At 70.0% G+C, this 24,195-nt stretch carries 20 protein-coding genes and 1 riboswitch; of the genes, 8 read left to right on the top strand and 12 right to left on the bottom strand.

Going from position 1 to position 24,195, the window contains the following annotated elements:
* Positions 1 to 3: 3 nt before the first annotated feature.
* Positions 4 to 972: a helix-turn-helix domain-containing protein gene (locus ABT070_RS17505; RefSeq protein ID WP_351761044.1), complete on the bottom strand. Its 969-nt coding sequence runs from the start codon at positions 970 to 972 to the stop codon at positions 4 to 6.
* A gap of 93 nt (positions 973 to 1,065) precedes the next feature.
* On the opposite strand from ABT070_RS17505, the gene ABT070_RS17500 reads away from it, so the two are divergent.
* Positions 1,066 to 1,308, top strand: a complete 243-nt coding sequence (locus ABT070_RS17500; protein WP_351761042.1) for a hypothetical protein — start codon at positions 1,066 to 1,068, stop codon at positions 1,306 to 1,308.
* Here ABT070_RS17500 and ABT070_RS17495 read toward each other — a convergent pair.
* The gene (locus ABT070_RS17495; protein WP_351761039.1) at positions 1,221 to 2,246 is read right to left on the bottom strand and encodes a ribonucleotide-diphosphate reductase subunit beta; all 1,026 of its coding nucleotides are present in this window, start codon (positions 2,244 to 2,246) and stop codon (positions 1,221 to 1,223) included. The genes ABT070_RS17500 and ABT070_RS17495 overlap by 88 nt on opposite strands.
* Positions 2,246 to 4,630, bottom strand: coding sequence for a ribonucleoside-diphosphate reductase subunit alpha (locus tag ABT070_RS17490; protein ID WP_351761037.1), 2,385 nt, complete (start codon positions 4,628 to 4,630; stop codon positions 2,246 to 2,248). The genes ABT070_RS17495 and ABT070_RS17490 overlap by 1 nt, the downstream gene beginning before the upstream one ends.
* 124 nt (positions 4,631 to 4,754) lie before the next feature.
* Positions 4,755 to 4,890, bottom strand: a riboswitch (cobalamin riboswitch).
* Positions 4,891 to 5,156: 266 nt separating this feature from the next.
* Between ABT070_RS17490 and ABT070_RS17485 the strand changes: the two genes are divergently transcribed.
* Positions 5,157 to 8,738, top strand: a complete 3,582-nt coding sequence (locus ABT070_RS17485; protein ID WP_351761035.1) for an NACHT domain-containing protein — start codon at positions 5,157 to 5,159, stop codon at positions 8,736 to 8,738.
* Positions 8,739 to 8,763: 25 nt separating this feature from the next.
* Here ABT070_RS17485 and mctP read toward each other — a convergent pair whose 3' ends face one another.
* The 3 genes from mctP to ABT070_RS17470 all read right to left on the bottom strand — a co-directional run bounded on the left by mctP (position 8,764) and on the right by ABT070_RS17470 (position 11,623).
* Complete coding sequence (gene mctP, locus ABT070_RS17480; protein WP_351761032.1) at positions 8,764 to 10,389, bottom strand: monocarboxylate uptake permease MctP; 1,626 nt, start codon at positions 10,387 to 10,389, stop codon at positions 8,764 to 8,766.
* Positions 10,386 to 10,670: a DUF3311 domain-containing protein gene (locus ABT070_RS17475; protein ID WP_351761029.1), complete on the bottom strand. Its 285-nt coding sequence runs from the start codon at positions 10,668 to 10,670 to the stop codon at positions 10,386 to 10,388. The genes mctP and ABT070_RS17475 overlap by 4 nt, the downstream gene beginning before the upstream one ends.
* A 188-nt stretch (positions 10,671 to 10,858) precedes the next feature.
* Complete coding sequence (locus ABT070_RS17470) at positions 10,859 to 11,623, bottom strand: GntR family transcriptional regulator (protein ID WP_351761026.1); 765 nt, start codon at positions 11,621 to 11,623, stop codon at positions 10,859 to 10,861.
* 373 nt (positions 11,624 to 11,996) lie between these two features.
* Between ABT070_RS17470 and ABT070_RS17465 the strand changes: the two genes are divergently transcribed.
* The 4 genes from ABT070_RS17465 (at position 11,997) to ABT070_RS17450 (ending at position 16,781) form a co-directional block, all read left to right on the top strand.
* The gene (locus ABT070_RS17465; RefSeq protein WP_351761023.1) at positions 11,997 to 13,277 is read left to right on the top strand and encodes an extracellular solute-binding protein; all 1,281 of its coding nucleotides are present in this window, start codon (positions 11,997 to 11,999) and stop codon (positions 13,275 to 13,277) included.
* 119 nt (positions 13,278 to 13,396) lie between these two features.
* Positions 13,397 to 14,383: a carbohydrate ABC transporter permease gene (locus ABT070_RS17460; RefSeq protein WP_351761020.1), complete on the top strand. Its 987-nt coding sequence runs from the start codon at positions 13,397 to 13,399 to the stop codon at positions 14,381 to 14,383.
* Positions 14,380 to 15,246, top strand: a complete 867-nt coding sequence (locus tag ABT070_RS17455; RefSeq protein WP_351761017.1) for a carbohydrate ABC transporter permease — start codon at positions 14,380 to 14,382, stop codon at positions 15,244 to 15,246. Before ABT070_RS17460 ends, ABT070_RS17455 begins: the two co-directional genes overlap by 4 nt.
* An 8-nt stretch (positions 15,247 to 15,254) precedes the next feature.
* Entirely contained in the window at positions 15,255 to 16,781 is a 1,527-nt protein-coding gene (locus ABT070_RS17450) for a glycoside hydrolase family 3 protein (RefSeq protein ID WP_351761015.1), read from the top strand.
* 76 nt (positions 16,782 to 16,857) lie between these two features.
* Here ABT070_RS17450 and nagB read toward each other — a convergent pair whose 3' ends face one another.
* Complete coding sequence (nagB, locus tag ABT070_RS17445; RefSeq protein WP_351761012.1) at positions 16,858 to 17,643, bottom strand: glucosamine-6-phosphate deaminase; 786 nt, start codon at positions 17,641 to 17,643, stop codon at positions 16,858 to 16,860.
* Between the two features lie 579 nt (positions 17,644 to 18,222).
* Here nagB and ABT070_RS17440 point away from each other — a divergent pair.
* Entirely contained in the window at positions 18,223 to 19,689 is a 1,467-nt protein-coding gene (locus tag ABT070_RS17440) for a sensor histidine kinase (RefSeq protein ID WP_351761451.1), read from the top strand.
* Between the two features lie 247 nt (positions 19,690 to 19,936).
* Here ABT070_RS17440 and ABT070_RS17435 read toward each other — a convergent pair whose 3' ends face one another.
* Together ABT070_RS17435 and ABT070_RS17430 are read right to left on the bottom strand one after the other, a co-directional pair.
* Positions 19,937 to 20,194 carry a WhiB family transcriptional regulator gene (locus tag ABT070_RS17435; protein ID WP_006380970.1) on the bottom strand — a complete coding sequence of 86 codons (258 nt, stop codon included), beginning with the start codon at positions 20,192 to 20,194 and terminating at the stop codon, positions 19,937 to 19,939.
* Between the two features lie 319 nt (positions 20,195 to 20,513).
* The gene (locus ABT070_RS17430) at positions 20,514 to 21,482 is read right to left on the bottom strand and encodes a diacylglycerol/lipid kinase family protein (protein WP_351761010.1); all 969 of its coding nucleotides are present in this window, start codon (positions 21,480 to 21,482) and stop codon (positions 20,514 to 20,516) included.
* Positions 21,483 to 21,630: 148 nt separating this feature from the next.
* Here ABT070_RS17430 and ABT070_RS17425 point away from each other — a divergent pair, with 148 nt between their 5' ends.
* Positions 21,631 to 22,071: a hypothetical protein gene (locus ABT070_RS17425; RefSeq protein ID WP_351761007.1), complete on the top strand. Its 441-nt coding sequence runs from the start codon at positions 21,631 to 21,633 to the stop codon at positions 22,069 to 22,071.
* Between the two features lie 29 nt (positions 22,072 to 22,100).
* Here the strand turns inward: ABT070_RS17425 and ABT070_RS17420 are convergent, their stop codons facing one another.
* The 3 genes from ABT070_RS17420 to ABT070_RS17410 all read right to left on the bottom strand — a co-directional run bounded on the left by ABT070_RS17420 (position 22,101) and on the right by ABT070_RS17410 (position 24,152).
* Positions 22,101 to 23,192 carry an RNA polymerase sigma factor SigF gene (locus ABT070_RS17420; RefSeq protein ID WP_451101247.1) on the bottom strand — a complete coding sequence of 364 codons (1,092 nt, stop codon included), beginning with the start codon at positions 23,190 to 23,192 and terminating at the stop codon, positions 22,101 to 22,103.
* Between the two features lie 17 nt (positions 23,193 to 23,209).
* Positions 23,210 to 23,623 carry an ATP-binding protein gene (locus ABT070_RS17415; RefSeq protein WP_020130755.1) on the bottom strand — a complete coding sequence of 138 codons (414 nt, stop codon included), beginning with the start codon at positions 23,621 to 23,623 and terminating at the stop codon, positions 23,210 to 23,212.
* 268 nt (positions 23,624 to 23,891) lie between these two features.
* On the bottom strand, positions 23,892 to 24,152 hold the full coding sequence (locus ABT070_RS17410; protein ID WP_351761002.1) for a UBP-type zinc finger domain-containing protein: 261 nt from the start codon (positions 24,150 to 24,152) through the stop codon (positions 23,892 to 23,894).
* Positions 24,153 to 24,195: the final 43 nt, after the last annotated feature.

Below are 24,195 nucleotides of genomic sequence, written 5' to 3'. Positions count from 1 at the left end.
GGCTCAGGCGACGGCCTGCGGGCCGCGGAACGTGCGCCGATAGGCGTTGGGGGACGTCCCCAGCGCCTGCACGAACTGGTGGCGCAGGGCGCCGGCCGTACCGAAGCCGGCGCGCCAGGCGATCGCGTCCACCGTCTCGTCCGTCGCCTCCAGCAGGTGCTGGGCCAGCAGCACCCGCTGGCGCAGCAGCCAGCGGTAGGGAGTGGTGCCCGTCTCCTGCTGGAACCGGCGGGCGAAGGTGCGCGGTGACATGTGGGCCCGCTCCGCGAGCTGCTCCACCGTGATCTCCTCGTCGAGGTGCTGCTCCATCCACGCGAGCACCTCGCCGACGGTGTCGCACCGCGACCGGGGCAGCGGCCGCTCGATGTACTGGGCCTGGCCGCCGTCGCGGTGCGGCGGCACCACCATCCGCCGGGCGATCCGGTTGGCGACCTCGGGCCCCTGCTCCTTGCGGACCAGGTGCAGACAGGCGTCGATACCGGCGGCCGTGCCGGCCGAGGTGATCACCGGGTCCTCGTCGACGTACAGCACGTCCGCCTCGACGGCCGTCCGGGGGTAGCGGCGGGCCAGCACGTCCGCGTGCCGCCAGTGCGCGGCGCAGCGCCGGCCGTCGAGGAGCCCCGCGGCGCCCAGCACGAAGACCCCGGAGCAGACGCTGAGGACCCGGGCGCCCCGGTCCACGGCCCGGCGCAGCGCGGCGAGCAGCTCGGGCGGATACGCGCGGTCGACGTTCGAGTCCGCGGCCGGTACGGCGATCAGGTCGGCCTCCTCCAGCCGGTCGAGGCCGTACGGCGTGGACACGGTGAGCCCGCCGACGTGGGTGCCGAGGACCGGCCCCTCCGCCGACACCACGGCGAAGTCGTACACCGGCAGCCCCTCGTCGCTGCGGTCGAGGCCGAAGACCTCGCAGACGACGCCGAGTTCGAAGGGATGTACGCCGTCGAGGAGGACGGCCGCCACGTTTTTCAGCATGCTGCCAGTGTGCACCCGAAGTGGCAGGAATTTGAAGGTGTGCGGCAGTCCTGCCACTCACGGTCAGGAGTGTCCGACAGGAGACTGGTGTCCATGAACACGAACCAGATCGAAGGCCTCATCGGAATGCTCATGGTCCTCGGGATCCTCGTCCTCCTGGTCCTCCCGTCCGTGCTCGGCATCGTGCGCGACCGGCGCGCCGACCGGCAGATCAGGGAGGCCCAGGAGGCCCGTGGGGAGAGGACGGCTCAGAAGTCCTCGTCCAGGTCGACGGTGCCCTCCACCGCGACCTGGTACGCCGACGGACGGCGCTCGAAGAAGTTGGTCAGCTCCTGAACACCCTGGAGCTCCATGAAGGAGAAGGGGTTCTCCGAGCCGTACACCGGGGCGAACCCGAGCCGCGACAGACGCTGGTCGGCGACGCACTCCAGGTACTGCCGCATCGAGTCGGTGTTCATACCCGGCAGCCCCTCGCCGCACAGGTCGCGCCCGAACTGGAGCTCGGCCTCGACGGCCTCCCGCAGCATGGCCGTCACCTCGTCCTGGAGCTGGTCGTCGAAGAGGTCCGGCTCCTCCTTGCGGACGGTGTCGACCACCTCGAAGGCGAAGCTCATGTGCATCGTCTCGTCACGGAACACCCAGTTGGTGCCCGTGGCGAGGCCGTGCAGCAGACCCCGGCTGCGGAACCAGTAGACGTACGCGAAGGCGCCGTAGAAGAACAGGCCCTCGATGCACGCGGCGAAGCAGATCAGGTTGAGCAGGAAGCGACGGCGGTCGGCCTTGCTCTCCAGCCGGTCCAGCTTCTCGACCTCGTTGATCCACCTGAAGCAGAACTCGGCCTTCTCGCGGATGGAGGGGATGTTCTCCACGGCGGCGAAGGCGGCGGTGCGGTCCTCCGGGTCGGGGAGGTAGGTGTCCAGGAGCGTCAGATAGAACTGGACGTGCACGGCCTCCTCGAAGAGCTGCCTCGAAAGGTAGAGGCGCGCCTCGGGGGAGTTGATGTGCTTGTACAGCGTCAGCACGAGGTTGTTCGCCACGATCGAGTCGCCCGTCGCGAAGAACGCGACCAGCCGGCCGATCATGTGCTGCTCACCCTCGGACAGCTTCGCCAGGTCGGCGACGTCCGAGTGGAGGTCGACCTCCTCGACGGTCCAGGTGTTCTTGATGGCGTCCCGGTAGCGCTCGTAGAAGTCCGGATAGCGCATCGGGCGAAGGGTCAGCTCGAAGCCCGGGTCGAGCAGGTTCTTCTCGGTCTTCTCGGGTGCGGTGGTCATTACTGGCAGGCCTCGCAGGACTCGGGGTTCTCAAGGGAGCAGGCGACGGCGTCGGGCTCGGCCACCTGCTGGACGGGGACGGTGGCCTGTGCCTGTGCCTGTGCCTGTGCGGCGCGGGCGATGCGGGTCGCCGGGCGCGAGCGCAGGTAGTACGTCGTCTTCAGGCCCGACTTCCAGGCGTACGCGTACATCGAGGAGAGCTTGCCGATGGTCGGCGTCTCCAGGAACAGGTTCAGGGACTGGGCCTGGTCGAGGTACGGGGTACGGGCGGCGGCCATGTCGATCAGGCCGCGCTGCGGGATCTCCCACGCCGTGCGGTACAGGGCGCGCACGTCGTCCGGGATCCAGGCGAAGTCCTGCACCGAGCCGCTGGAGTCGCGCAGTGCCTCACGGGTGCGGGCGTCCCAGACGCCGAGGTCCTTGAGGTCCTGCACCAGGTAGGAGTTGACCTGGAGGAACTCGCCGGACAGCGTCTCGCGCTTGAACAGGTTGGACACCTGCGGCTCGATGCACTCGTACACGCCCGCGATGGACGCGATGGTGGCGGTGGGCGCGATGGCGAGCAGCAGGGAGTTGCGCATGCCGGTCCGCGCGATCCGCTCGCGCAGGGCCGCCCAGCGCTCGGGCCAGGTGAACTCGACGCCGTAGTGGTCCGGGTGCAGGACGCCCCTGGCCGTACGGGTCTTCTCCCAGGCCGGCAGCGGGCCGTTGCGCTCGGCCAGCTCGGCGGAGGCCTCGTAGGCGGCGAGCATGATGCGCTCGGCGATATGGGTGGACAGCGCCTTCGCCTCGGGGGAGCCGAAGGGCAGCCGCAGCTTGAAGAAGACGTCCTGGAGGCCCATCGCGCCCAGGCCGACCGGCCGCCAGCGGGCGTTGGAGCGGCCCGCCTGCTCGGTCGGGTAGAAGTTGATGTCGACGACCCGGTCGAGGAAGGTGACGGCCGTGCGGACGGTCTCGTCCAGCCGCTCCCAGTCGATCGTGCCGGCCGTCGTGTCGACGAACGCGCCCAGGTTCACCGAACCCAGGTTGCAGACCGCCGTCTCGCCGTCGTCCGTGACCTCCAGGATCTCGGTGCACAGGTTGGAGGAGTGCACGACGTGGCCCGGCTCGGCCGTCTGGTTGGCGGTGCGGTTGGCCGCGTCCTTGAAGGTCATCCAGCCGTTGCCGGTCTGCGCGAGGGTGCGCATCATGCGGCCGTAGAGATCACGGGCCGGGATGGTCTTCTTCGCGAGGCCCGCCTCCTCGGCCTTGCGGTAGGCCGCGTCGAACTCCTCGCCCCACAGGTCGACGAGCTCGGGCACGTCGGCGGGGGAGAACAGCGACCACGGGGCGTCGGCGTTGACCCGGCGCATGAACTCGTCCGGGATCCAGTGCGCGAGGTTCAGGTTGTGCGTCCGGCGGGCGTCCTCACCGGTGTTGTCCCGCAGCTCCAGGAACTCCTCGATGTCGGAGTGCCAGGTCTCCAGGTAGACCGCCGCCGCGCCCTTGCGCCGGCCGCCCTGGTTCACCGCGGCGACCGAGGCGTCGAGCGTCTTCAGGAACGGCACGATGCCGTTGGAGTGCCCGTTGGTGCCGCGGATCAGCGAACCGCGGCTGCGGATGCGGGAGTACGACAGTCCGATGCCGCCGGCGTGCTTCGACAGCCTGGCCACCTGGTGGTAGCGGTCGTAGATGGAGTCCAGCTCGTCCAGCGGGGAGTCGAGGAGGTAGCAGGACGACATCTGGGGGTGCCGGGTACCGGAGTTGAAGAGCGTGGGGGAGGACGGGAGGTAGTCCAGGCGGCTCATCAGCCCGTAGAGCGCGGCGACCTCGTCCACGGAACGCGCCGTGTCGTCCTCGGCGAGGCCGGAGGCGACGCGCAGCAGGAAGTGCTGCGGTGTCTCGACGACCTTGCGGGTGATCGGGTGCCGCAGGAGGTAGCGGCTGTGCAGGGTGCGGAGCCCGAAGTAGCCGAAGCGGTCGTCGCCCGCCTCGTCGATCAGGGCGTCGAGGCGGACCGCGTGGACGCGCACGAACTCGGCGGTGCGGTCGGCGATCAGGCCCTCGCGGTGGCCGACGGCGACCGATCCGGTGAACGAGGTGACGCCCTGGGAGGCGGCCTCCGCGGCGATGCTGATCGTCAGCAGCCGGGCGGCCAGCTTCGAGTAGGCGGGGTCCTCGGAGATCAGGCCCGCGGCGGCCTCCGTGGCCAGCTCGCGCAGCTCCGCGGTGACCTCGGAGGCAGCCCGCGCGGACCGGCCGCGCAGGGCGGCGGCGGCGACCCGGCCGGGGTCGGCGTCGGGCAGATCGGCGGTCAGCTCGGTCAGGGTCCGCAGCAACGCGGTACCGGGACCGTCGGTCTCAGGCTCGGTGACTGAAACCGGTTCGGCTGGCGCGATGGTCACGTGGGGCTCTCCCTCGCTCGGCGGTGGGCCTTGCGCAGGGCAGGGGGCAGCACACGAGCGCGCGGGGGCGTCGCGTCCACCGGCCCACTCCACGAGACCCGGACGTCAGGGCACCCGGACCGGACGGCCGGGCGCGCTGTCGACAGGACCTCGGACTGAACAGGCGTGCGCATACGGGTATGGATGCACGCGAGTACACCGTTGCGGGACAGTTCCGGATTCGCACCGGATTCCCCTGCGGCGACAGCGAGCATGAGCATACATCTTGTGCTCACCTGTCACGCCACCCCCAGATGTTGTGTCGGGGCGGTTTCAGAGCGTCAGCTGACAGGCGATCAGGGTGGGATCGTCGCGGTGTGGCACGGGATGCCGGTTCCGCTCGGGTGTGCGGACGGAACCCGGGCGCCCGGGTTGCGGAGCGTGCCGGGAGTGCTTCCATGGAAGTAGCCGTCGGCGCCGTGCGAATCCTCCGTCCCGCGAGTCCTCCGTCCCGCGAACCGCTCCCGGAACTCGCAAGGAGAACGCCATGACGAGGGTCGTCCGCCACCCGCCCGGCAAGGAGCGACCGCGCGACGCGCCGATGGCCACGCTGGCCCTGCGACGGGCGGGACACCGCGTCGGACACGGGTGCGTGGGCCGCTGGCATTCCCTGACGATCCGTCTGGAGGCCCGCCGCGGCGCCACCCGCCCCCGGAAGTGGCGCCGATGGGTCTCCTACGCCAACGTCACCAGGGTCATCTGGCTGGTCGCCGTGCTGGCGCTGCTCGCCTGGGTCGGGGAAGGCCTGTTCATCCTCGTCACGCAGGACACGACCGGCTTCGAGCAGTGGCGGCAGGGCAACGAGGGGTTCGACACCGTCTTCAAGTTCGTCGGCCCGATCCTCGCCGCCTCGATCGCCGCCGCGCTCTTCCTGTTCTGGTGGTACCGCTGGACCAAACGGCGCTACCTCACCAAGGCACTGCGGGATCCGCGCCGCCTGGTGCCCACCGCCGGATACGACACCGCCGAGATCGTGGGCCGCGAGGACATCGCCCAGGTCATCGCCGAGCGACTGCGGGAGCGCGACACCCGGCGGCCGTATCTGCTCGTCGGCGGCGTCGGAGCCGGGAAGACCGCCGTCCTCGTACGGCTCACCGAACTCCTGGCCCGCCAGAACGCCGTACCGGTGCCGGTCAGACTGCGGGACGCGGCGGACGGCGCCGACCTGAACTTCGAACGCCTGGCGAGGCAGCGCTTCGCCCAGGAGGCGCCCAAGGGCGTTCTCGCGCGCAGCAAGACCGACCGGGTGTGGCAACAGCTCCTCGCCGACGACAAGCCGGTGGTCCTCGCCGACGGCCTGGAGGAGGCCCTCCTCGACGACGGCCGGCAGCAGAACCGGGACAACGTCATCCGCCGGGCCATCGAGCGCGCCCGCGAGGAGAAGCTGCCCCTGGTCATCGCCTCCCGGCCGCACAGCCCGCTGGAGACCACCTCCGCCGCGATCGTGGTGCTGGAACCGCTCAGCGAGGAGGAGGCGCTGCGCTTCGTCGAGGCGGACGTCCCGGAGACCGACGAGCGCCGGGTGGACTGGATCGTGGAGACGGCGGAGGTGACCGAGTCGCCGATCTATCTCCAGATCGCCCGTGAACTCCACCGGCGCGGAATCCTGGAGCACGACCGTCCGGACGACGATCCCCGGCACATGAACACCCGCAGCCGCGACCGCGCCACCCTGCGGCTCTGGCTGCTGGAGACCTGGGCCGAGGCGCTGTGCGAGGGGAAGCTGCGCGAGGACGTCGCGCTGGCCCCGCCGGAGCGCCGCGACACGCTCGAAGTGGTCTCGGCCCTGGCCTGCGTCGGACTGCTCCAGGACAAGCTGGAGGTCGGCTTCGATGAGCTGCTCGACCCGGACGTCCTGCACCCCGGCCCGGCCCGGCGCGCGCGGGCCCGGGCCGAGCACGTGTGGGCCGGCCGCGGCTTCGACCAGTACGGCAAGCGCGGCAACACCGTCTCCGACTGGCACCGGCGCCAGATCTGGGACGCGTTGTGCGGGCGGCTCGGCGACGAGGAGCGCAGGCGGCTGCGCGAGGGCAACATGGACCAGTGCCGTGCCGTCCTCGCCCGCTTCGCGGCTCACGCGAGCAAGCTCAGGCTGGTGGAGGGCTTCGAGTACCGGGTCCGTTTCCCGCACAGCATCATCCAGGCCTATTTCGGCTGCCGCCTGCTGAACGACCTGGGGGAGCGGGGCGCCGGCGACCTGGCCGAACAGGCGCTTCAGCCGCCCGGCCCCAGCCGCGAACTGCTCATCGCCCTCGTCCTGCTGTCCCGTGGCAGGGCGGCGGACCCCCCGGCCCGTGGGCACGGTGTGCGGGCCGAGATACGCAAGGAGATCGCGGAGCTGGTACGGCAGACGCCCGTGCGGGGCCGCCCGCTCGCCCACCGGCTGTGCGCCGCCGCGGGCCGCCGCACCGACGACCCCAAGGCCCTGGACCTCTACGCGGCCGCCCTGGAGATCGAGAGCGCCGAGGACGACCCGAGACTGCTGAGCGAGATCGTCACCGCGGTGCGCGAACACTGGGCCGGCATCAAGGGGGACCGGCGCACCCTGAGGGACTCCAAGCGCAGAGTGCTCAAACAGCTGGGCGCCGCGCTGCGGAAGGTCTCCGACCGTGTCGACACCACCCCGCTGTACTGGGAGCTCTTCCGGCTGGGCATCCAGGAACCCTCCTACTCCATCCGCCTGGTCGTCGCCCAGGAGGTCGGCACCGGCGGCAACCCGGCGTTCGCCGTGATCCGCGAGCGGGTCGGCCTGAACAGCGACCCCGTGAAGGAGTACAACGACCGGCTCGACGAGCTGAGGGAATGGAAGAGGCGGGAGTACGAGGCATGGTCGGCGCGCATGGGGAGGGCGCGGGCGGACCGCACCTCCCCGGGGGGCGCGTCGGCCGAGGACATCGGGCGGCTGCAGGAGGAACGCAAGGAACTCAACCGGTCCTACCGCGAGCAACGGGTCGATCTGTTCCGGGAGTTCGTGATGCGGGCCTGGATGCTCCCGATGCTCCTGGGCTCCGTCGACGAAGCCCATCGCGACGAGGCCCGGGAACGCCTCACCAAGTGGCTGCGCCACCTCGACCCGAAGTTCACCGGCGGCGCCCCCGATCTGCCGCTCGCCCTGGAGGCCGCGCTGGCCCAGGGCTTCAAGTACGCGGCGAACCGGCGCCACCGACACCCGCAGGCCTACCGGGGTGGCCGCGACGACCTGATCCGCCAGGCGGAGACCGTGCTCCAGCAGTCACGCTGCTGGTACGCGCAGCTCAGCCTGCTCCAGGCACTGTGTCTGTGGGAGCTCCCGGACGGCGCCGGCGGCCGTCCCGACGGGCACCAGCCGTTCCAGCCGCTCGGCGGGGCCACCGCCGTACGGACGGTGAGGCGCTGGCTGTCGATGGCGGGCACGGTGAACGCCGTGCCGGGGCACCCGGACCGGCCCGGCGAACCGGCCCGGCGGCGCCTGCATCCGTTCGTCGCCGAGGCCGGCGACCTGATCGCCCTCGCCCTGGAGACCGGACAGCCCGAGCGGTTCCTGTGGATCGACGAGAAGGGCGTCGCCGACAACATCGGCGCCCGCGCGGGCAGTGCCGGGGGATACCGCAAGCACAGCCTGTGGATTCCCCCCTCGGTCGGCTGGAGCACCCTCGACCCGCGCGCCCAACGGCTCGTCGCCGACGTCCTGGTGATGCTGAACCTCATCGAGCGGGACGGGCACCCGGACGAGGTCGAGGAACGCCTGGCCCGCATGGAGCAGCCCGGGATGTCGTTGCCGCCGTGCATCTGTACGGACCGGGAGCCGCTCCGGCCCGGCCTGCGCATCGGCACGTCCACCCCGCCCGCGCCGGGCTCGGCCTGTCTGCCCGACTGCAAGTTCCAGCTCTGCCCGTACCCTCCCCGGGGCGGTGTGCCCCGGGGAGAGATCCGCGAGCCGTTCTGCCGCCAGCAACAGGCCCTGCTGCCCGGCAGCGTCCGGCGCTGGCTGCCCCGGGGGCTGCGCAGGAAGACCCCGCACTGGGTCGGCATGCGGGTCCGCGAACTGGACCGCTTCTGGGAGGCGATGGCCAGACGGACGCGGGACTAGGACCGTCCGGCCGATCGCGCACCCCCTAGTGGCCGGCGCCCGCCGTCGCCGGGGGCAGTTCCACCGCCACGCCCGGGTCGCCCGCGTCCGCCGTGTAGTCCGAGGGCTTCGTCTCGTCGATGCCCTCGGGAGCCTTGGCCGCCTTCAGGACGAAGGTCAGCACCACGGTGATGACGACGTTGATCACGAACGCCGTGAGACCGATGTAGCCGATCTCGCCGATGCCCGGGATCTCCTTCGACGAGCCGCCGAAGTGCTTCTGGGTCGGGGAGGCGACGCCGTACGCGGCGAAGGTGCCGTAGACCATGCCGACCGCCCAGCCGGCGAGCAGGGCCCAGCGGTGGAACCAGCGGGTGAAGAGGCCGCCGACCAGGGCCGGGAACGTCTGGAGGATCCAGATGCCGCCCAGCAGCTGGAAGTTGATGGCGACCGTCTTGTCCATGGTGAGGACGAAGACCAGGGCGCCCACCTTCACCAGGAGCGAGACCAGCTTGGAGACCTTCGTCTCCTGCGCGGGCGTCGCGTCCGGCTTGATGAAGTCCTTGTAGATGTTGCGGGTGAAGAGGTTCGCGGCCGCGATCGACATGATGGCCGCGGGCACGAGCGCGCCGATGCCGATCGCCGCGAACGCCACCCCCGCGAACCAGGACGGGAACATGTCCTCGAACAGCTGCGGGATCGCCAGCTGTCCGTTGGTGACCTTGACCCCGGCCGCGATCGCCATGAAGCCCAGGAGCGCCAGCAGACCCAGCATCAGGGAGTACAGCGGCAGGATCGTGGTGTTGCGGCGGATCACCTCACGGCTGCGGGACGACAGCGTCGCCGTGATCGAGTGGGGGTACATGAACAGCGCCAGCGCCGAGCCCAGCGCCAGCGTGGCGTACGTCCACTGGCCCGCCTCCGCCGGGGCCAGCGCGCCGCGAGGCTTGCCGGTGGCCGGGTTGGTCTGGCTGTACGCCTCGCTCGCCTTGGCGAAGATGTCGTCGAACCCGCCCAGCTTGATCGGGATGTAGATGATCGCCACCGCGATGACGATGTAGATCAGCGTGTCCTTCACGAACGCGATCAGTGCGGGGGCCCGCAGACCCGAGGAGTAGGTGTAGGCCGCCAGCACGCCGAACGCGATCAGCAGCGGCAGGTCCTTCACGAACCAGTTGGTGCCCTCGCCGCCGCCGACGCCCATCACGTCGAGCACGGCCTGGATGCCGACCAGTTGGAGCGCGATGTACGGCATCGTCGCCAGGATGCCGGTGACGGCCACCGCCAGCGACAGGCCCTTCGAGCCGAACCGGCCGCGCACGAAGTCCGAGGTCGTCACATAGCCGTGCTTGTGGGACACCGACCACAGGCGGGGCAGGAAGGTGAAGATCAGCGGGTAGACGAGGATCGTGTACGGCACCGCGAAGAAGCCGGCCGCGCCCGCCGCGTAGATCGCCGCGGGTACGGCGACGAAGGTGTACGCGGTGTACAGGTCGCCGCCGAGCAGGAACCAGGTGACCCAGGTGCCGAACGACCGGCCGCCGAGGCCCCATTCGTCGAGGCTGTCGTTCTCGGCCTTGCGCCAGCGCGCGGCCAGGAAGCCCATGACCGTGACGGCCAGGAAGAAGAAGATGAAGACGGCGAGCGCGACGCCGTTCACGCCGTCCTTCACTCCGACGCACCGCCCTTCGCGGAGGAAGCCGAAGAACCGGCGGCGCGGCCGCGCCGGTCACGCTGCCACAGCTTGTACGCGGTCACGGTGAGCGCTGCGGAGAGGGGCACCCACAGCATCTGGTACCAGTAGAAGAAGGGGATCCCGATGAACGCGGGATCCACCTTCGCGTACGAACCCACCCACAGCATCGCCACGAAGGGCGCGATCAGACAGAAGCCGATGGCGACGCGCACAGGCGTCACCACCGGCTCCCTGGTCACTTCCGGGGTCTCTGACATCGGTGGCTCCGTCCCCTCACCTGGTCGCCTTGATCACAGATGTAATGCGCAGGCAATGTAAGGGACGGATAAGCCCAGCGGAAGACCCTCCACAGACCCTCTACCGGTCTTCCCGTTCTTCCCGTTCTTCCCGTTCTTCCCGTTCTTCCCGGTCTTCCCGGTCCGCCGGACCGTGCGGTCCGCCCGGTCTAGTCGGTGGGCCGCTTCAGCCGCGCCACGAATTTGTAGCGGTCGCCCCGGTACACCGACCGCACCCACTCCACCGGCCGGCCCTCCTGGTCCAGCGAGTGGCGGGAGAGCATCAGCATCGGCAGGCCCACGTCGGTGCCCAGCAGGCCCGCCTCGCGCGGGGTGGCCAGCGAGGTCTCGATGGTCTCCTCGGCCTCGGCGAGACGGACGTCGTAGACCTCGGCGAGGGCGGTGTACAGCGAGGTGTACTTGACCAGTGATCTGCGCAGGGCCGGGAACCGCTTCGCCGACAGATGGGTCGTCTCGATGGCCATCGGTTCGCCGTTGGCCATGCGCAGGCGCTCGATGCGCAGCACCCGCACGCCGGCCGTTATGTCGAGGAGACCGGCGAGGCGGTCGTCGGCGGTGATGTAGCCGATGTCCAGGAGCTGCGAGGTCGGTTCGAGGCCCTGGGCGCGCATGTCCTCGGTGTACGAGGTGAGTTGGAGCGCCTGGGACACCTTCGGCTTGGCGACGAAGGTGCCCTTGCCCTGGATGCGCTCGAGGCGGCCCTCGACGACGAGTTCCTGGAGGGCCTGGCGGACGGTCGTGCGCGAGGTGTCGAACTCGGCCGCCAGGGTGCGCTCCGGCGGGACCGGGGTGCCCGGGGACTGTGTCTCCGTGATGTCGAGCAGGTGTTTCTTCAGACGGTAGTACTTGGGCACACGCGCGGTACGGACGGTCGCCCCACCCTCGTTCTCCGCACTGCTGACGTCGGTGCTCATGTCCTGCCTTCCCGGCTGCGGGTGCCGAAATGGCCGACACGCCGTCGGCCGAGGGTCACATCGTGGCACGGACGCGGGGGATGCTGCTCCACCGTTCCGTGATCCCTCTGTATACCGTCGCAACCTTTGCTGGTCTAGTCCACCAGGGCAAATGGTCTACCGGAGCGGGAGCCTCCGCGGTCGAGGTTTTCGACGGCTTCTTACTTAAAGGTTCCTGCATATGTAGGTCCCATAACGGCTGTTCGGAGGGGGTTCGGCCACCCTTGACAGGCTTATTGGTCTGAGCCAAGCTCTGCGCACTGGTCTACACCATTGGTCCAGATCGAGGTCCCGGCCCGTGGGCGGGGGGTGTGGCATCCCTGAGGAGGATGGCGTGAAGCGCAAGCTGATAGCCGCGATCGGTATCGCGGGCATGATGGTCTCCATCGCGGCGTGCGGGGACGACAGTGGCAGCGGGGACTCGAAGGGCACCGACGCCAAGGAGCTGACGGTCTGGCTCACCGTCGACGCGCAGAACAACTGGCCCGAGCTCGTGAAGGCCGCCGACGCGGCGGTGCAGAAGGCGCACCCCGGCGTCAAGATCAACCACGAGTACTACGGCTGGCCGGACAAGAACGCCAAGCTCGACGCGGTCCTGGCCACCGACAAGGCCCCCGACGTCGTCGAGATGGGCAACACCGAGATGCTCGGCTACATGGTCAAGGGCGCCTTCGCTCCCCTCGACACGGCCAAGTTCGACAACTCCTCCGCCTGGCTCGACGGCCTCAAGGCCTCGGTGACCTACGACGGCAAGACCTACGGCGTCCCGTACTACGCGGGCGGCCGGGTCGCCAACTGGCGCAAGGACCTCTTCGCCTCGGCCGGCGTCAAGACCACGCCGAAGACGTACACCGAGCTGACCGCCGCGCTGGACAAGGTCCAGAAGAAGGAGGGCGACAAGTTCTCCGCCTGGTACCAGCCCAGCCGTGACTGGTACGCGGCCATGTCCTTCGTCTACGACGCCGGCGGCTCGATCGCCAAGGAGGACGGCGGCCAGTGGAAGGCCAACCTGTCCTCGCCCGAGTCGATCAAGGGCCTCAACGAGTTCAAGACCGTCCTCGACAAGTACATGCACGGCGACAAGACCAAGGACGAGTCCGACCGGTACATCGTCTACGGCCAGGGCAAGTCCGGCATGATCTTCGCCCCCGCCTGGGAGGGCGCGACCGCCGCGGCGAAGGAGAACGACAAGACCGGCAAGCTCGCGAACAACGTCGAGAACTTCGTGATGCCCGGCCCGTCCGGCAAGAACCTCCCCGTCTTCCTGGGCGGCTCCGACCTCGCCGTCCCGGTGAAGTCGGACGCGCAGGCCCTCGCCGCCGAGTGGATCAACGCGTTCACCGGCCCGTCCGGCCAGAAGGGTCTGATCGCCAAGGGCAACCTGCCCAACAACAAGACCGACCTCGCCACCCTCAAGAGCGATCCGGCCACCGCGGTCCCGGCCACCGCCGCCGAGTCCAACTGGTTCGTCCCGATGGCGCCCGGCTGGGGCCAGGTCGAGAAGGCCCAGGTGCTCCAGACCATGCTCCAGAGCATCGGCACCGGCAAGAAGACGGTCGAGGCCGCCGCGAAGGAAGCGGACGCCGCGATCGACAAGGTCATCAACAACAAGTGACCTGAGAGCAGGGCCCCGTCGACCCCGGAGGGCTTCAACGGGGCGGGGCCCTGCCTCCCGTACGACCCGTACGGGGCTTCGCCTTCGTACGACCCGAGGGACCGCTGAGGAGCGCGCGGATGAGTGCCGCAGACACGACCACTGCCAAAGTGCCGCCGACGCGGCAGTCGCCGCCACCACCACCCGTGGTGCCAAGACCACGCGGCGGCCGGAGTTCCGGCGGGGCAGCGACCCCCTGGCTGCTCCTCGCCCCCTGCCTGCTGGTCCTCGCCCTGGTGATGGGCTATCCGCTGGTCCGGCTGGTCACCCTCTCCTTCCAGAAGTTCGGGCAGTCCCAGCTGTGGGGCTTCCAGCCGGCCGAGTCGGTCGGTTTCGACAACTTCACCGGCGTGCTGGGAGACGGCGAGTTCTGGCAGGTCGTCCTGCGCACGGTCGTCTTCGCGGCCGGCTGCGTGATCTTCACGATGGTCATCGGCATGCTGATCGCGCTGCTCCTCCAGCGGGTCTCCGGCTGGGTGAAGACCCTCGTCAACATCGCGCTCGTGGCCGGCTGGGGCATGCCGGTCATCGTCGCCACCACGGTCTTCAAGTGGCTGTTCGACGCCGACTACGGCATCCTCAACGCGGTCCTGAGCAGGCTGCCGGGCGTCGAGCTGATCGGCCACAACTGGTTCGCCAGTGGGCCGCAGGGGCTGGCGGTCATCATGCTCCTCGTCGTCTGGGGCGCCGTGCCCTTCGTGGTCATCACCCTCAGCGCCGGCCTCACCCAGGTGCCGGCCGAGCTGGAGGAGGCCGCCCGCCTCGACGGCGCGGGCGCCTGGGGCGTGTTCCGGTACGTCACCCTGCCCATCCTCAAGCCGATCATCGTGATGCTCACGACCCTGTCGGTCATCTGGGACATGGGCGTCTTCCCCCAGGTCTTCGTCATGCGCAACGGACACCCGGAAGCGGAGTTCCAGATCCTGACGACGTACTCCTACGACCGCGCCTTCGTCGTCAACGACTACGGACAGGGCTCGGCGATCGCCCTGGTCACCGTGGTGCTGCTGCTCGGAGTGGTCGCCGTCTACATGCGACAGATGCTGAAGATCGGAGAGGTCGAATGAGCGCCGTTGCCGCCGAGGCGAGCCGGGCGGGCAGCCGGTCCGGGCGCCGCAAGCCGAAGTTCGGCTGGAACCTCCTCGGCCTGCTGGTCTTCGCCGTCGCGGGCTTCCCCGTCTACTGGATGCTCAACACCGCGTTCAAGCCGGCGAAGGACGCCATCGACCCGGACCCGAGCCTGCTGCCGACGGGAATCACCCTCGACAACTTCAGCCGCGCGCTGCACATCGCCGACTTCTGGGGCCCGGTGGGCCGCAGCCTGCTCGTCTCCCTGGCGGTCGTCGCGATCGGTGTCGTCGTCGGCATGCTGGCCGCCCTGGCCATCTCCCGGTTCGCCTTCCGCGGCCGCAAGGTCGTGATCGTCGGCATCCTGGCCGTCCAGATGGTCCCGCTCGTCGCCATGATCATCCCGGTCTTCCTGCTCCTGAACGACCTGGGTCAGTACGACAAGCTGTCCGGCCTGATCCTCACGTACCTGACCTTCATCCTCCCCTTCACGGTGTGGACGCTGCGCGGCTTCATCGTCAACATCCCGAAGGAGCTGGAGGAGGCCGCGATGGTCGACGGCTGCTCCCGCACCGGGGCCTTCGTCCGGGTGGTCTTCCCCCTGCTGGCCCCGGGCATGGTCGCCACCTCGGTCTACGGCTTCATCCAGGCCTGGAACGAGTACCTCTACGCCCTGATGCTGCTCAGCCAGAAGAACCAGACGGCCACCGTGTGGCTCAGCAACTTCTCCACCAAGCACGGCACCGAGTACGCCCCGATGATGGCCGGCGCCACCATGATGGCCCTACCGATCGTCGCCCTGTTCCTCCTCGTCCAGCGCAAGATGGCCGCGGGGCTGACCGCGGGCGCCGTGAAGGGATAACGCCCCCGATGACGACAATCGCCAGCGGCACGGACACTCTCACCCGTGACGCCCTGACGGTCCTCCAACCCGGTTTCCCCGGAACCACCGCCCCCGACTGGCTGCTGCGCCGCCTGGGCGAGGGCCTGGCATCGGTGGGCCTGTTCGGCAGGAACATCGCCTCACCGGAACAACTCGCCTCGCTGACCGCGCAGTTGCGCACGGAGCGGGACGACGTCCTGGTCGCGATCGACGAGGAGGGCGGAGACGTCACGCGCCTCGAGGTGCGCACCGGCTCCAGCTTCCCCGGCAACCACGCGCTGGGCGCGGTGGACGACGTCTCGCTCACGCTGGAGGTCGCCGCGGAGCTGGGCCGCCGCCTCGCCGAGTGCGGCGTCAACCTCAACTGGGCGCCCTCCGCCGACGTGAACTCCAACCCCGCGAACCCGGTCATCGGTGTCCGCTCGTTCGGCGCCGACCCGGGCCTGGTCGCCCGGCACACCGCCGCCTACGTCACCGGCCTGCAGTCGGCGGGAGTGGCGGCCTGCACCAAGCACTTCCCGGGGCACGGCGACACCGCCGTCGACTCCCACCACGCGCTCCCGCGCATAGACGCCGACCCGGCGGTCCTGACGGAACGCGAACTGACACCGTTCCGCGCCGCCATCGCCGTCGGCACCCGCGCCGTGATGAGCGCGCACATCCTGGTCCCCGCCCTGGACCCGGCCCGGCCTGCGACCCTCTCCCCGCGCATCCTCACCACCCTGCTCCGCGAGGAACTCGGCTACGACGGCCTGATCGTCACCGACGGCATGGAGATGCAGGCCGTCGCCGCGGCCTACGGCATCGAGCGCGGCAGTGTCCTCGCCGTCGCGGCGGGCGCCGACGCCATCTGCGTGGGCGGCGGCCTGGCGGACGACGAGACGGTACGCCGGCTGCGCGACGCCCTGGTCACCGCCGTCCGCACCGGGGAACTCCCCGAGCAGCGCCTCGCGGACGCGGCGGAGCGGGTGCGCGCACTGGCCCGCTGGACGGCTGCACGGAGCACGGCCGCGGTCGGCGCCGGAGAAGGGGCGGCGCACCCGGACCGGAGCGCCGGGCGGGCCGATGTCGGGCTGATCGCCGCCCGCCGGGCGCTGCGCCTCACCGGCGACGACGTCTTCACCCCGCTCACCGAGCCGCCGTACGTGGCCGCGCTCACCCCGGTCGCGAACATCGCCGTCGGTGACGAGACCCCGTGGGGTGTGGCCGCGGAGCTGGGCAGGCTGCTGCCGGGGACGGAGACCGGCAGCTTCGCGGGCACGGACGCGGGCCACGCGGCGCTGGTCGCGGCGGGGGAGCGGCGGATCGTCGCCGTGGTCCGCGACGAGCACCGGCACCCCTGGATGACGGCGGCCCTCGACAGGCTCCTCACGGCGCGCCCGGACACGGTCGTCGTCGAGATGGGCGTGCCCCAGGCCCCGCCCCGGGGCGCCCTGCACATCGCCACCCACGGCGCGGCCCGGGTGTGCGGCCGCGCGGCGGCGGAGGTCATCGCGGCGGGCACGCACGCCTGAGCGCCGCCACGACGAAGGCGCCGGACTCCTCTTCAGGAGTCCGGCGCCTTCGTCGTGGCCGGTGGTGGTGGCGCTCTCAGATGCCCTGCCACGCCGGCTTGTTGCCGAACGTGTGCCGGAAGTACTCCGCGAGCTTCAGCTTGGACGCGGCGGCCTCGTCGACGACGACCGTCGCGTGCGGGTGCAGCTGGAGCGCGGAGGCCGGGCACACCGCGGCGACCGGTCCCTCGACGGTGGCCGCGACGGCGTCCGCCTTGCCCTCCCCGGTGGCGAGCAGCACCAGGTGCCGCGCCTCCAGGATCGTCCCGATGCCCTGGGTGATGACGTGATGCGGCACCTGTTCGATGTCCCCGTCGAAGAACCTGGCGTTGTCCACCCGGGTCTGCTCGGTCAACGTCTTGATCCGGGTCCGCGAGCGCAGCGACGAGCACGGCTCGTTGAACCCGATGTGTCCGTCGGTGCCGATCCCGAGCAGCTGGAGGTCCACTCCGCCGGCCGCGGCCAGCGCGCGGTCGTACGCCTCGCACGCGGCCTGTACGTCGGTGGCCGTGCCGTCCGGCCCGAGAAAGGCCTCCATGCTGATGCCGAGCGGCTCCAGCACCTCGCGCCGCAGCACCGAGCGGTAGGACTCGGGATGCTCGGCGGGCAGGCCCACGTACTCGTCGAGCTGGGCGATCCGGGCCCGTGCGGTGTCCACCGATCCGGAGCGCACCTCGGCCGCCAGCGCCTGGTAGACGGGCAGCGGGGTGGAGCCGGTGGCCACACCGAGCAGGGCGTCCGGCTTGCGCCGCAGGAGCTGCGCCATGGCCTCGGCGATGAGCTGGCCGCCCGACCGGGCGTCCGCAACGATGACAACTTCCACGCTGGCCTGCCGTTCTGAGAGGGGCTCGGGGGGCCCGGAAGGGCTATGTGGTGGGCAATGTGGTTTAGACCAATCTATGAGGTCAATCTAACAGAATCGGCAGGGTCCGTCTTCGGGGGCGGAAGGCGGAGGCGGCCGGGTGTGGAGCGGATCGCGGAAAATGCCCCGCGTAACTGGCCCCGCGCGGGAACCCGCACAGGCTAGGCTGCGTTGTGGATGTCAGAGCGTCCGAATACCCACAACAACGAACGACCTTCCACACATGGACACCCCTAGTGGTCTAGTCCACAATGGAAGGAAGCGAGACACAGAACTTCCGCCTTCCCCGCACAGGAGGGCGGACCGAGGATCCGGTGCTCTCTGCCCTGACTGCCCCGGCTCCTCACCCTTCGGTCGACGGGACCGCACACCCCGCGGCCGATATTGCTCCGGGCTGCGGTGCCGGGAGGGCTGAGGGTCCCTCTCAGGCGCCGCGGCCCGCGGGTGTTTCCGGGCCCGGTCCGCATACGGCCGACCGCGCGCCGCAGGCGGGTTTAGGCCCCGCACAAACCCACAGGTACGCTCGCAGACGTGCCCTCCATGAACGAACTCGTACGCCAGCACACCGCACTCGACGACTCCGACCTCGAGTGGCTCCACCTGCTGGTCTCGGAGTGGCAGCTGCTCTCCGACCTCTCCTTCGCCGACCTGGTCCTGTGGGTCCCCACCCGCGACGGCACCCGCTATGTCTCCGTCGCCCAGATGCGGCCCAACACCGGCCCCACCTCCTACCAGGACGACATGGTCGGACACCTCGTCCCGCGCGGCCGCCGCCCGCTGCTCGACGCCGCCCTGGACGAGGGCCGGATCGTGCGCGAGGGCGACCCGGAGTGGCGCGAGGAGGTCCCCGTGCGGGTCGAGTCGATCCCCGTACGGCGTGAGGGGCGTGTCCTCGGGGTCATCGCCCGCAACACCAATCTGCTCACCGTGCGTACCCCCAGCCGCCTGGAGCTCACCTACCTCCAGAGCGCCTCCGACCTCGCGCAGATGATCGCGGCCGGCTCCTTCCCCTTCCCCAACCAGCAGATGGACATGGACGCGGCCCCGCGCGCCGGCGACGGCCTGATCCGCGTCGACGTCGACGGAATCGTCCAGTACGCCTCCCCGAACGCGCTGTCGGCCTACCACCGCATGGGCCTCGCCTCCGACCTGGTCGGCCAGCACCTCGGCCTGACCACCGCCGAACTCGCCCCGACCCGGGGTCCGGTGGACGAGGCGCTCGCCAAGGTCGCCAGCGGCTGGGCGCCCCGCGAGTTCGAGATCGAGGCCAAGGACGGGGTCATCCAGTTCCGGGCGATCCCGCTCAAGCCCAAGGGCACCCGGATCGGCGCGCTCGTGCTGCTCCGGGACGTCACCGAACTGCGCCGTCGCGAGCGTGAGTTGATCACCAAGGACGCGACCATCCGGGAGATCCACCACCGGGTGAAGAACAACCTCCAGACGGTGGCGGCCCTGTTGCGTCTCCAGGCCCGGCGTATCGAGTCCGAGCGCGGCCGGGAGGCGCTGGAGGAGGCGGTCCGCCGGGTCGGCTCGATCGCCATCGTGCATGAGACGCTGTCTCAGAACCTGGACGAGCGGGTGGAGTTCGACGAGATCGCCGACCGGGTGCTGGCGATGGTCGCCGAGATCTCGCCGGGCAAGGTCGCCGGCCGGCGCAGCGGACGCTTCGGCATCCTGGACGCCGAGGTCGCCACCCCGCTGTCCATGGTCCTCACCGAGATCCTCCAGAACGCCCTGGAACACGGCTTCGGCGAGGGCGACACCGGCACGGTCGAGGTCTCCGCGGTCCGCGGCGGCACGACGAAGGAGATGCGTCTCCTGGTCACCGTCCAGGACGACGGCGTCGGGCTGCCCGAGGGCTTCGACCCGCACACCTCCGGCAACCTCGGCCTGCAGATCGTACGGACGCTGGTGGAGGGCGAGTTGGGCGGAACCTTCGACATGGTCCCGGGGCCGGAGCGCGGCACTCAGGTGATCCTGGACATCCCGGTGCCCACGCAGAAGTAGCCGACGGCGACGGCGACGACTGCGGACGGGCGACGGCACGGACATGTGACGGCACGGACATGTGGCGGCGTGGGCGGAAAGCGCGGGCGCACAGCAAGAAGCCCCGGACCGTTCAGGGGTCCGGGGCTCGAATGCTCGTTGCCAGCTTGTGCTGCGCATCGGGGGGTACTGCGCGCTGCGGCTCGGGGGCGGGAGATGCGTACTCGCTGTACGCGCCGCCAAGCTCAGGCTTGCGGGGCGGGTGTTGTCAGGCGGTGGCCTGACGGGCCCGGTTGCGGGCGGCGCGGCGCTTCATCGCGCGACGCTCGTCCTCGCTGAGGCCACCCCAGACGCCGGAGTCCTGACCGGACTCGAGCGCCCACTGCAGACACTGCTCCATAACCGGGCAGCGACGGCAGACGGCCTTGGCTTCCTCGATCTGCAGCAGCGCAGGACCGGTGTTGCCGATGGGGAAGAAGAGCTCGGGGTCTTCCTCGCGGCAAACGGCGTTGTGACGCCAGTCCATGGCTGCTACCTCTCCTTGGTATTACGTGCGGGTTGCTTGTGAATGTGAACGCTTTCACGAATCCCTCAACAAGTGAAGGGCCACCAGCCAGGTTCCCTGGCGCGGTCCTGTTGTTTGAAGAGGGGTTCCGGTGATCAGTGGATGCCGGTGTTGCGGGCTGTCCCGATCGCCACGTAGAGACTCGCAAACCTCAGCGGCGGATACAACCCCTTCCGGAAAGTTTTTTTTGATTCCTCGGTGTCGACTAGGTCACAGCCGTACTTCCATGGGGTGGACCCTGGCCTAAACGTTCGAGTGAAAGGACTTCAGCCCTTTCTGCTCACACAATCACACGCAGTGCACGGCGTACGCCTGTGAACGTCACGCTTGTTCGCAGCCCCAGGTGGTCACCGTCCATCTGAAGGGGCAGAGGGACCTTCGAATGCAAGGTGAACTGGTCCAGGTCGTGCAGTGAGACGGCATGCTTGCCGTGCGGGCCCCGCTCGGGGGACGAAGTGAGCAACTGGGTGCCATATCGGGCAACCGAGGCCGTGGACAGACGGCTGAGACCCAGTACGTCGAGCCCTGTATCGAACGAGGCCTTAGGCGACGCGTACACCGGGCGATTGCCCAGATAGGTCCACGGAGCCGTGTTGCAGACTATGGACAGCACCAAATCGGTCACCGGGTCCGCGCCCGGCCGCTCCAGGGTGATCGACCCGTGCCGGCGCTGTGACTCACCCAACAACTGGCGCACGGCCTGACGGATGTAAAGAGCATGGGTGGATCTTCTGCCGCGCTCGCGCTGCTGCTCCACCCGTCCGACCACCCCGGCGTCGAAGCCGAGCCCGGCGTTGAACGTGAACCAGCGCGAGGGCACCGCCTCGTCCTCCGTGCCCGGCGTACCCGCGGCGAGACCGAGCCCGACCGTGCGCTCTCTGTCCTCACGCAGGGCGTCCAGCAGCGCGCCGGTGGCTTCCACCGGATCGTTGGGCAGCCCCAGGGCGCGGGCGAAGACGTTGGTGGAGCCGCCGGGGACCACCGCTATGCCGGGCAGGTTCTCCGGATCGGGGCCGTCGTGCAGGAGGCCGTTGACCACCTCGTTGACCGTGCCGTCGCCGCCGAGGGCCACCACCAGATCGACGTTTCCGCTGTCCGCCGCCTGCCGGCCCAGGTCGCGCGCGTGCCCGCGGTACTCGGTGGTGACCGCCTCGAGCTTCATCTCGCTCGCGAGCGCGTGGATGAGGACGTCGCGCGTCCGTGCACTCGTAGTGGTTGCCGCCGGATTGACCACGAGAAGTGCACGCATGAGTTGCAGCGTACCTACTGGGTGGTACCGGGCACAGGCCGAGGTGGGGATCGGGTAAGAGATCGCGGGGTGAGCCTCGACACGAGCTCCGCGCCAGCCCGCGCGGGCGGCCCGTGGCCCGGTCAGGGGTGCGGGCTACCCTTCTGGGGTGAGCAGTGACCAGACTCCCGCCGCCCCGGAAACCGCAGAACCCCGCCCGCGCCGGCTGACGTACGCCGCCGCGCTCGTCGCCCTGGAGGGGCTGGCGCTGGTCGTCGGCGGGGTGTGGATGTTCGCCCTGGGGATCGGCGGCGACCCGGACGACCGTCAGCAGGCCCTCACCGGCGGAGTCACGCTGATCGTGCTCGCGCTGCTGCCGCTGCTCGCCGCCCGTGGGCTGCTGGGTCTGCGCGGCTGGAGCCGGGGACCCGCCGTCATCACCCAGATCATGGCACTGCCGGTGGCCTACAGCCTGCTGCAGGCCGACAGCATGGCGATCCCGGCGGGCATCGCGCTCGCGGCCGTCGCCGTCGCGTCGCTCGTCCTGCTCGTCAACGGCGAGACGACCCGGGCCCTCGGGATCCGGGGGCCGGGCCGCGCATCGGAGTAGCGGCGCCGCCGGCGCTGTGCCGCTTGCCGCTATTCCTCGACGAGCAGTTTCTCCCGCAGCTGGGCCAGCGTGCGGGCCAGCAGGCGCGAGACGTGCATCTGCGAGATGCCGACCTCCTGCGCGATCTGCGACTGGGTCATGTTGCCGAAGAACCGCAGCAGCAGGATCCGCTTCTCGCGCGGCGGGAGATCCTCCAGGAGCGGCTTGAGGGACTCCCGGTACTCGACGCCCTCCAGCGCCTCGTCCTCCGCGCCCAGGGTGTCCGCGACCGCCGGTGACTCGTCGTCGGTGTCGGGCACGTCCAGGGAGAGGGTGGAGTACGCGTTGGCGGACTCCAGGCCCTCCAGGACCTCCTCCTCCGAGATCGCCAGCTTCTCGGCGAGCTCGTGGACCGTGGGGGAGCGGCCGTGCTGCTGCGACAGCTCGGCCGTCGCCGTGGTCAGCGCCAGGCGCAGCTCCTGGAGCCTGCGCGGCACCCGCACCGCCCAGCCCTTGTCACGGAAGTGCCGCTTGATCTCGCCGACGACCGTCGGGGTCGCGTACGTGGAGAACTCCACGCCGCGCTCCGGGTCGAAGCGGTCGACCGACTTGATCAGGCCGATGGTGGCGACCTGGGTGAGGTCGTCCAGCGGCTCGCCGCGGTTGCGGAAGCGCCGCGCGAGGTGCTCGACGAGCGGCAGATGCATGCGGACCAGCTGGTTGCGCATCTCCGCGTACTCGGCACTGCTGCTCTCGAGCTTGCGCAGCTCGACGAACATCGCCCGCGCTCCGCTGCGGTCCCCCGGGGCGGGGGTGGCCGGTGGTTCGTGCTGCGTGCCCGGCACGCTCTGTTCGCCGTCTCGCTGGTGCTCGCTCATTGTCCCGCCCGTCGCCCTCTGTCGAGCCCTCGCCTCTGCTCGGCCCGGGGGCGAGCCCCCGATCCGCCTCTCCCGAGGCGAGCCCTGCGCGGCACCTTCCGGCGGACCCGCCTGCGCGGAGACCGAGTCGTCCTCCGGATGCGGCCGGGCCTGCTCGGGAATGCCGTCGATACCGTCCGCCATGCGTCGGGAACCGTCCGGAGAGACTGGAATCTCGGCGTTCTCGGCCGGCAGCTCCCGTGTGCCGCGCTCTTCGTCCCGCACCGGCCCGTCCCCGTTCCTCACGCCGGCCCGGGTCCCGCGCCGCGTTGTTTGTAGAGACTGATCGTCACGGTCTTGTCCTCGTCGACGGCGGAGGACACCTTGCCCGCGAGGGCGGACAGGACGGTCCAGGCGAAGGTGTCCCGTGAGGGGGCGTGCCCGTCCGTGGTCGGCGCGGAGACGGTGACTTCCAGTGAGTCGTCGACGAGTCGGAACACGCAACTGAGTACCGAGCCCGGCACGGCCTGCTGGAGCAGGATCGCGCAGGCCTCGTCCACCGCGATGCGCAGGTCCTCGATCTCGTCCAGGGTGAAGTCCAAACGGGCCGCGAGGCCGGCCGTGGCCGTCCGCAGCACCGACAGGTAGGCACCCGCAGCCGGCAGCCGGACTTCCACGAAGTCCTGGGTCGCGGGCTCGCCTGCGATCTGGGACACCCTCACCTCCAAGGTGGTACAAGCTTTCTCGGGGCCGAGGGTCGCCCCCCGGGGTAACGCGTGTGTGGTGCAGCGGTGACGCTATCGCGCTCTCAAGTTTCTGTCCCCGGGACCCCAACCCCCTGGCGTCACTCACAGTAAAGCTGTGAACACGCTCCGTGTCTAGTGGTCGGTCGGCCCAAATGGGAACAGGGCGCGCCGGGTTGACGTACCCAGGCGTCAGATGGTCGAACCGTACCCGCCGGACGGCCGGGGCGTCATGGTCTCCTCATACGAGCACGTGGTCGACGAAGCACCAGCGCCAGTTCTCGCCGGGTTCGAAGGTCCGCATCACCGGGTGACCCGACTCCTTGTGGTGCTCCGTCGCGTGCCGGCTCGGCGAGGAATCGCAGCAGCCGACATGGCCGCAGGTCAGACACAGCCGAAGTTGCACCGGGTGGGTGCCGTCCCGCAGGCACTCCGGACACGTCTCACCGAGCGGGACGGGATCCGGGTGGGGCAGCGCGTCGGCGTGCGTGCACTGTTTCATGATTGCCAGATTACGACGGGCGCGCGCACGATCGCGCGGAAAG

Origin of the sequence: Streptomyces sp. NPDC002884 (assembly GCF_040295245.1) — a bacterium.
GTDB lineage: Bacteria > Actinomycetota > Actinomycetes > Streptomycetales > Streptomycetaceae > Streptomyces.
Note: the sequence above shows the minus strand (reverse complement) of the source record. Positions and strands in the feature narration are given on the sequence as shown.

Coding starts and splice junctions, on each gene's coding strand:
- ABT070_RS17485 (WP_351761035.1), top strand. CDS start 5,157: ATGACGAGGGTCGTCCGCCACCCGCCCGGCAAGGAGCGACCGCGCGAC.
- ABT070_RS17435 (WP_006380970.1), bottom strand. CDS start 20,194: ATGGACTGGCGTCACAACGCCGTTTGCCGCGAGGAAGACCCCGAGCTC.
- ABT070_RS17495 (WP_351761039.1), bottom strand. CDS start 2,246: ATGACCACCGCACCCGAGAAGACCGAGAAGAACCTGCTCGACCCGGGC.
- ABT070_RS17455 (WP_351761017.1), top strand. CDS start 14,380: ATGAGCGCCGTTGCCGCCGAGGCGAGCCGGGCGGGCAGCCGGTCCGGG.
- ABT070_RS17470 (WP_351761026.1), bottom strand. CDS start 11,623: ATGAGCACCGACGTCAGCAGTGCGGAGAACGAGGGTGGGGCGACCGTC.
- ABT070_RS17410 (WP_351761002.1), bottom strand. CDS start 24,152: ATGAAACAGTGCACGCACGCCGACGCGCTGCCCCACCCGGATCCCGTC.
- ABT070_RS17505 (WP_351761044.1), bottom strand. CDS start 972: ATGCTGAAAAACGTGGCGGCCGTCCTCCTCGACGGCGTACATCCCTTC.
- ABT070_RS17500 (WP_351761042.1), top strand. CDS start 1,066: ATGAACACGAACCAGATCGAAGGCCTCATCGGAATGCTCATGGTCCTC.
- ABT070_RS17450 (WP_351761015.1), top strand. CDS start 15,255: ATGACGACAATCGCCAGCGGCACGGACACTCTCACCCGTGACGCCCTG.
- ABT070_RS17475 (WP_351761029.1), bottom strand. CDS start 10,670: ATGTCAGAGACCCCGGAAGTGACCAGGGAGCCGGTGGTGACGCCTGTG.
- ABT070_RS17460 (WP_351761020.1), top strand. CDS start 13,397: ATGAGTGCCGCAGACACGACCACTGCCAAAGTGCCGCCGACGCGGCAG.
- ABT070_RS17440 (WP_351761451.1), top strand. CDS start 18,223: ATGAACGAACTCGTACGCCAGCACACCGCACTCGACGACTCCGACCTC.
- ABT070_RS17430 (WP_351761010.1), bottom strand. CDS start 21,482: ATGCGTGCACTTCTCGTGGTCAATCCGGCGGCAACCACTACGAGTGCA.